This is a genomic window from Agrobacterium sp. ST15.13.013 (genome assembly GCF_027956525.1).
In the GTDB taxonomy this organism is placed as follows: domain Bacteria; phylum Pseudomonadota; class Alphaproteobacteria; order Rhizobiales; family Rhizobiaceae; genus Agrobacterium; species Agrobacterium salinitolerans.
In genome coordinates this window covers 159,288-165,854 of sequence record NZ_JAQKGP010000012.1, presented here as the reverse complement: position 1 = coordinate 165,854, position 6,567 = coordinate 159,288, and the positions used below count along the sequence as shown (strand labels likewise).

The following is a 6,567-nucleotide window of genomic DNA, read 5'->3' as shown; positions in this document are numbered from 1 at the left end:
CAGGCGAACGAAAGTCGATCCCGCGAGACTGTCCGCGATTTAGTGAAACGACTGTCCGGGATTTACCGGAATCGATGTCCCGTTAATCCGAAATCCGCAGAAATATCGCCCGGTATCCTTTCAAACGAATTCACCCCAACGGCAAGCTTTGGGGTTGCGGTAGCGCACACAGGGGAGGACTTAGCTGCCTTGATGGATCGTGCTGATCGCGCACTTTACCAAGCAAAAAGCGATGGGCGCGATTGCATTAAACAGGCGGAGTAGAGTGGCCCTTACTAAAGGCGACGAAAGCATTCTATGAGCGGAAATCGTCCGATCTGCGCTAAGTCAGCAAGCAGCTGAACTAATGTGTCAGCGGTTCGTATCCGTTCAAGAGCGGAATTGCACTCAAGGGTTTGTAACTTCGTTTCTAATGAGGAGTATGCGGAGAGCGATAAAGCGCCGCCCCAACCTTCCGAGCGGCGGTCGCTAGGCGCTTATCCCTCGTCCACAAGCTGGATCGACGGTCCAGGAGAGTTGAAGTCAACAAATGTGCATCAGTATAGCCGATCCCCATGCTGAATATCGAATGGCGATCAATGACTGTCATCACCTCTGCATGGGTTGCAACTACTGCTTCACGCTGAGCTGTGAGAAACGCTAACACCGCATCCCGTTCTCGCAGACTACCCAAGGCCAGTTCACCTACAACGAAAGGGTGGCAAAGCAGCTGATCATCTCCGATGATTTTGACGAGCTCCGGGTCTACGTGTCGGAAATGATCAATCCAGATTGAACTGTCGACAAGGATCACTTCCCCACTTCGCTCCGGCGGCGAGGCGCTGCCTCAGCCTCGGGCATAGTGCCTCCAAGAGCGATTAGCCGCTTGCCAGACTCTACTCGCACCAAAGTCTCTAGTGCTTGACGCACAAGAGCCGCCGTTTCCTTCGTGCCCGTCAGGGACTTCGCTCTTTCCATAAGGCTGTCGTCGAGATTGATGGTTGATCGCATAACTAGCTCCGAAACGTTGATATGCATGTAGCACCAATTGGTGCGGAAATCTACGCCCATCAAGTCCGCATTTTTTTGCCTATTGCAGTCGCGGTTCGAATCTCTTCAAGAGCGAGACGAGGAGGCTCGGTCCAGATGCAACCTGGTATGGGGATCTGAGCCGAGCATCTCATTCGATCTTACGCAGCTTCCCAAACCTGATTGAGAATCTTGGCAGCAAGTGCGGCTTTGTCTTGCGGCAGAAAGCGACCGTAGTGCTGCTGAACGACATCGGGCGTATCCTGAATTGCGTAGCTGGCCTGCTCGTAGGATCCGGTCTGCTTCAAAATATGCGTCGCGAGAATGTCCCGCAGGTTATGGGGTCCATGTGGCAACAAGCCCTTGATGGCACCTCGTCCGGTATAAGGGTTATAAATTCCATAGCGTTGGATGACGGTCCTCCAAGCCTCGTAGAATGTGGTCGAATTGTAAGCTGCGTCGATGCTGGTGGTCTTCACCGTCTTAACGAACAGGGTTCCGGGATCTTTGGCGCCTCCAAGGAGGACACCACGATGACGGTCTATATAGGCATCGAGGTATTCGTAGAGATCGAGCAGGTCCGGCAGTACCAGCCGAAACGGTTTCTGTCCGAAGAAGGAGGAGCCAGAGTTTTTGAACGCGACCGATGGGATAAGCACCTCCCAGCCATGGTCGCGATCACTCCAACGTAGCTCACCACATTTCATGTCCTCAAGCCGGCGTTCCGATGTCGGATAGTGTCCGCGCGGGCAGACGCGTAACTGGCGAAGGTTCTTTTGTCTGAGCCCAAGGTGCAGGCCAAGCCGAAGCAACAGGAATGATTTGACGGCCTCGGCGGCCGGTCGTGGATATCTGTTCTCGTCCGGCATACGCTTCACGATCTCGTCCGTGATCTTGCGATATTCCGCTAATGGACTGTCCGCTTCAAGTACACACATGATCGGTTCAAATGGATCGCGATGCACACGCATCACTCGCTGGATCTCCTTGGAACGATTCGCGGCATGTCGGTGAAACGCATCACAGGCACCATGCCAGTCGCGAGCCGCGAAGTCGATTTCTTCGTGCTCAATCAAGCCCACGATCGGCCTGACGTTGTTAAGCAGTTCCGGGTGTTGCCGGATCCAGCCGACATCCGCGCGAGATAGGGCTTGGGCGACCATCAGCATGTCTTCTTCCCATTTGGTGTAAAAGCCACGCCGTTGCTCCCGCCATTGCAGATACCAGTCCCAGACGCCAGGGAAGATGAGGAGGCCAAAGCTTAACTGGCTAAGCGGTACTCCGCAGCCCTTCACGACGCTGCTTGGGGAAGCTGCTAGTGCGCCGAACATCAACCCAAGGTGCTCGATCTTCTGAGAGGCCGTTTCCTCGCCCCAGACGCCGTTTCGTTGGAAACCAATCGCGGTCAGTGTTGAGGTTTTGAAACGGATGAGGTCAGCCATTTCCATTGCAAGCCTTGGCGGCGCGTCGACAACGCCTGACAGTAGATCTGGATCGTCTAAATCTGCCGCGAGGTTTAAATTAGCCCCGGCCATTGAGGCCAATGTTCGAGAGGGCAGGGCACTGCCACCATATGTGACGCCAGGAAAGCGGATGGCATAGCGTTGCTTGCTGGCCGCCGCCTGGTATCGACGATATTCGGTCGATCCGGAAATTATCACACGGCGCACCCAATCCAGGATTTCTTCACGTTTGGTGAAGGGAAGGCTGCTGAAATCATCCGGCAGATGCAACGAGATCCTGCGCCGCTCAGCCGGGCTGATATCTCCGAGCTCATGACCATAAAGCGAGCGCGCCTGATGCGGGAGTTTCTCTTTGAAATATCCCTCGGGAAGTCGGTAGCGTCGCTCCATGCGGCGCAGGATGTCGAAACTCGTTACAGATCGTGGCACACGCTCGCCCTGGATCCAGGATAGCAGCGTCTTGTTGTCAAAGGTCTCATTCAGATGAACAACGGCGCGATAGAGCTGCCAATAGGTGTCTCCGAACCGTCGCATATGATAAATCAACGCATCCGGGAAACTCGACGGATCTTCTGTCGCGTCGAACCGTGGTTCCGGGACAGGGCTGATCGGTTTTGGCGCAGGGCCGCGCTGTGTCGACCCGGACCGGGCAAAAGTGCCGTCGGTCGCTGCGCGTTGCGGCTTTCCGGTCGAGGATGCGGAAGCCGCTTTCTTGGCGGGAACGATTTTGGTAGGGCGAGCCTTTGACTTTGGTGGCCGTCGCTCTTCGGCTGCCGGTGGTGCGCCGAGCCATCGGATGATGGCATCCAGAGCAGGCCGGAGCTGCTTTTTCAGCTCTACCGTCAACTCGGCTTCGATCCCACACGCCTTACCGATAGTCGTCCAGTCGATATGGCCGTTCAGAAGCGGTGGCGATTTCCGGTAGATGATCAAACTGGAAAGATAAGGCCGTATATTCTCCAACACTAGCCTGGATGCGACCGGAGCGATACGAAGCTCGCAGAATTCCGAAATTTTTCGCTGAAAATGACGTGATGAAATGTCGTGTTTAGTCATGCTCATTCCGTTTCTCTCGACTACCAGTGCCGAGGGCGAGCGGAAATAGGGGGCGTCCGTTAACAAAGTATGTTTAGGGCAAGAGGTTACCCGTCTATCGCTGCGTCTTGAATGGAGAGCCGCAGTTTTGGGGTGCTGAGCGATAGACGGACTTGCAATAGCTCAAATATGGCGATAATTATGAGTTATAGAGAAGGATTCTATAACTCATGAAATGGAACTGGCGAAACACTGATTGGCCAAACTTCAGGTACGATACCGCAAGTCTGGTACCGTTGGAGCGTATCCATCCGAGCAGGGCCGCAGGATTTTGGGTGCCGCGCGTGGTAACGTCGGTTCATGGAGATCGATGAGGACAAGATCGACGATGCCGTTTTGGCGCTGCTATGGCTGACGCTGCATAACGAGCGTTGGGCCTGGAAGGGTTTCGACTGGGCAACGACGGATCGGCTTCACAAGAAGGGCTTGATCGGCGATCCAGTCAACAAGTCGAAGTCATTGATCCCGACCGATGAAGGCTTGGCGCGTTCGGAAGCGTTGTTCCAGGAGCTGTTTACGCGGCCGCCGCAATAGCCGTCCCTTTGTGGGCCTTCCATTGCCAAGGCAGTAGCTCGTGCAGGCGGGAGACGGGAAGATCGGCGATGCGGGCGCACACATCGGCGAGCCACGCCTTTGGGTCGACGTCGTTGAGACGGCAAGTCGTGATGACGGAGAGCATGATGGCGGCACGATCGGCCCCACGCTGGGAGCCGGCGAAGGTCCAGTTTCGACGCCCGAGTGCAATTCCTCTCAGAGCGCGTTCGGCCGCATTGTTCGTGAGACAAATCCGGCCATCGTCGAGGAAACGGGCAAAACCATCCCAACGCTTCAGCATGTAATCGATCGGCTCGATCACCTCGGACGATTTGCTGAGCGTGGCGCGCTCCCGTTTCAGCCACTCGTGCATGTCATCGAACAGCGGCTTGCTCTTTTCCTGCCGCGCGGCCAATCGTTCTGCGGCGCTCAATCCATTGATCTCGCGTTCGATCTCAAACAGCGCATCGTACCGTTGGACGGCTTCCAGGGCGATCGGCGAGATTGGCTTGCCCTTGCGTTTGCGGTCGCGGGCACTTTTCTGGATGTCGGCCAGCTCAAAGAATTTGCGCCGCGCGTGCGCATGGCAAAAGGCGAAGGTGATCGGTACCGCTTTCTTTTCGGCGACGCTGAGCGGTTCGAAGCCATTGTAACAATCACTCTGCAGAATGCCGCCAAACCCGGCCAGGTGCTTCTGCGGGTGCTCGCCACGGCGGTCGCTCGACGCATAGTATATGGCCGCCGGCGCTGCCGCTCCGCCGTAGGGCCGGTCATCACACACATACGTCCATATTCGCCCGGTCGTGCATTTGTCTTTGGCCTGGATGGGAATGGTGGTGTCGTCGCCAAAAAGGCGCTCGGCCGCGAAGACATGCGCCTCGATCAGTTCAAAGATCGGCAGGAGCGCGGCCGTTCCATACCCGACCTGGTCGGCCAGCGTCGAGGTCGAAAGCCCGATGCCCTCGCATTTGAACCGGGTGCTCTGGCGGTTCAGCGGGCTATGCATGCCGAACTTGTCAAAGAGGATCGTCGCCAGCAGATGAGGACCGATGAAGCCGCCCGGCGTGGCATGGAAGGGTGCCGGCGCCTGGCTGGTCTTCTCGCAGTCCCGGCAGCTAAATTTCTCGCGTACGGTTTCGATCACGATAAACCGGCGCGGGATCTCCTCCAGCGTTTCGGTCATATCCTCGCCCAGCTTGGAAAGCCGGGATCCGCCACAGCATGCACAGGTGCTGGGAGGATCGATGACCACACGCTTGCGTTCGACATCCTCCGGCCACGGCTTTCGCACCGGCCGCTTGCGTGTGAACGAACGTACGCTCGCGGTCTTGGCGGCAGCAGCCTGCGCTGCAACCTCGTCCTCTGTCGCGGCCATCACCAACTCTTCGAGCTGCAATTCCATCTGGTCAAGCAATCGCGCGGTGCGCTCGGAACGCTTTCCGCGAAGCTCCCGCCTCAGCTTTTCGATCGCCAGCTCCAGTTTGGCGATCAACGCCTCACTGTCCGACAGCATGGCCTGCGCATTGGCGGCTTGCGCCACCGCAATGTCCCGCTCGGAGACGACGGTGTCGCGCTCGGCAACAACGACATCATGTTCAGCCTGCAACATCTCACGCTCGGAAAGCAGCGCCAGATAGGCGCTCGCAAGGTCCGCAGGAAGATCCACAGGCTTCGAAGTCATGAAGCCATTCGATCAGATTCACTCAATATTTTCAATATAATAATGCTATCCGACCCGTGTCGGACGCCAGGTTTCCTGCGGATTGCGCCAGTCGATCCCGGACAACAAATAAGACAATTGCGCCGGTGAGATCGCAACTGCCCCTCCCTCCACATTCGGCCAGATGAACCGGCCTTTCTCCAGCCGCCGGGTAAAAAGGCAGGCCCCCAGACCATCATGCCAGATGATCTTCAAAATATCCGATCTGCGGCCCCTGAAGACGAAGAGATGCCCTGACAACGGATCATGCTTCAGAACCTCTTGCACCCGAAGCGCCAGAGAGGGAAAGCCACAGCGCATGTCCGTGTACCCCGTCGAAAGCCAGACCTTGACGCCTGTTCCCATCGGAAACGGATTCACCGCAGAGCCTCCAGTCCGCGCAGGATCCGAAGCAGCGCTTCAACGTCGACATCGCGTCCCACGATCACACGGCGACCATTGGCGCTGACAACCTCCATCCGGCCAGCATTCGGCAATGACCCTGCTGCCGGCTCTCCCTCTGGAACAACGAGTGCCGGGATAAAATCGCCGACAGGCGACGCAACATCCAGTTGCCACGCTCGTGCGAGCCGGCGCCATTCATATAGCTGCGATCGCGATATCCCATGTCGCCGCGCCGTCGTCGCACACAAGCCAGGTTCCGAATAGCTCTCAGCGACAATCTGCAGCTTCATCTCTTTGCTGAAGCGTCGCCGCCGCCCGCTATCGATAATCTCAAGCCGTTCCATTCCGCACTGTCCTTATTGA

At 56.9% G+C, this 6,567-nt stretch carries 8 protein-coding genes; 2 read left to right on the top strand and 6 right to left on the bottom strand.

What is annotated here, in order from left to right; genetic code table 11:
* The coding region (locus tag PL597_RS14390; protein ID WP_271365527.1) for a diguanylate cyclase domain-containing protein at positions 1 to 264 on the top strand (264 nt) is incomplete at its 5' end.
* Positions 265 to 409: 145 nt separating this feature from the next.
* Here the strand turns inward: PL597_RS14390 and PL597_RS14385 are convergent.
* The 3 genes from PL597_RS14385 to PL597_RS14375 form a co-directional block, all read right to left on the bottom strand.
* On the bottom strand, positions 410 to 793 hold the full coding sequence (locus PL597_RS14385) for a type II toxin-antitoxin system VapC family toxin (RefSeq protein WP_271365525.1): 384 nt from the start codon (positions 791 to 793) through the stop codon (positions 410 to 412).
* Positions 790 to 990 (bottom strand): type II toxin-antitoxin system VapB family antitoxin, encoded by a 201-nt coding sequence (locus PL597_RS14380; RefSeq protein WP_006699143.1) that lies wholly within the window; start codon positions 988 to 990, stop codon positions 790 to 792. The genes PL597_RS14385 and PL597_RS14380 overlap by 4 nt, the downstream gene beginning before the upstream one ends.
* A 179-nt stretch (positions 991 to 1,169) precedes the next feature.
* Positions 1,170 to 3,527, bottom strand: coding sequence for a hypothetical protein (locus PL597_RS14375; RefSeq protein WP_271365534.1), 2,358 nt, complete (start codon positions 3,525 to 3,527; stop codon positions 1,170 to 1,172).
* Positions 3,528 to 3,866: 339 nt separating this feature from the next.
* Between PL597_RS14375 and PL597_RS14370 the strand changes: the two genes are divergently transcribed.
* The gene (locus PL597_RS14370) at positions 3,867 to 4,100 is read left to right on the top strand and encodes a DUF6429 family protein (RefSeq protein WP_137411260.1); all 234 of its coding nucleotides are present in this window, start codon (positions 3,867 to 3,869) and stop codon (positions 4,098 to 4,100) included.
* Here PL597_RS14370 and tnpC read toward each other — a convergent pair.
* Genes tnpC through tnpA form a run of 3 tightly spaced genes read right to left on the bottom strand, consistent with a single transcriptional unit; the run spans position 4,081 to position 6,548 of the window.
* Positions 4,081 to 5,781: an IS66 family transposase gene (tnpC, locus tag PL597_RS14365; protein WP_271365522.1), complete on the bottom strand. Its 1,701-nt coding sequence runs from the start codon at positions 5,779 to 5,781 to the stop codon at positions 4,081 to 4,083. The two genes, PL597_RS14370 and tnpC, sit on opposite strands and share 20 nt — an antisense overlap.
* Before the next feature lie 45 nt (positions 5,782 to 5,826).
* Positions 5,827 to 6,180: an IS66 family insertion sequence element accessory protein TnpB gene (gene tnpB / locus PL597_RS14360; protein ID WP_065785967.1), complete on the bottom strand. Its 354-nt coding sequence runs from the start codon at positions 6,178 to 6,180 to the stop codon at positions 5,827 to 5,829.
* The gene (gene tnpA, locus PL597_RS14355) at positions 6,177 to 6,548 is read right to left on the bottom strand and encodes an IS66-like element accessory protein TnpA (protein WP_137411258.1); all 372 of its coding nucleotides are present in this window, start codon (positions 6,546 to 6,548) and stop codon (positions 6,177 to 6,179) included. The genes tnpB and tnpA overlap by 4 nt, the downstream gene beginning before the upstream one ends.
* Positions 6,549 to 6,567: the final 19 nt, after the last annotated feature.

Excerpts from the sequence above, each read along its gene's own strand:
- tnpC (WP_271365522.1), bottom strand. The coding sequence starts at position 5,781 with ATGACTTCGAAGCCTGTGGATCTTCCTGCGGACCTTGCGAGCGCCTAT.
- PL597_RS14375 (WP_271365534.1), bottom strand. The coding sequence starts at position 3,527 with ATGACTAAACACGACATTTCATCACGTCATTTTCAGCGAAAAATTTCG.
- tnpA (WP_137411258.1), bottom strand. The coding sequence starts at position 6,548 with ATGGAACGGCTTGAGATTATCGATAGCGGGCGGCGGCGACGCTTCAGC.
- PL597_RS14370 (WP_137411260.1), top strand. The coding sequence starts at position 3,867 with ATGGAGATCGATGAGGACAAGATCGACGATGCCGTTTTGGCGCTGCTA.
- PL597_RS14380 (WP_006699143.1), bottom strand. The coding sequence starts at position 990 with ATGCGATCAACCATCAATCTCGACGACAGCCTTATGGAAAGAGCGAAG.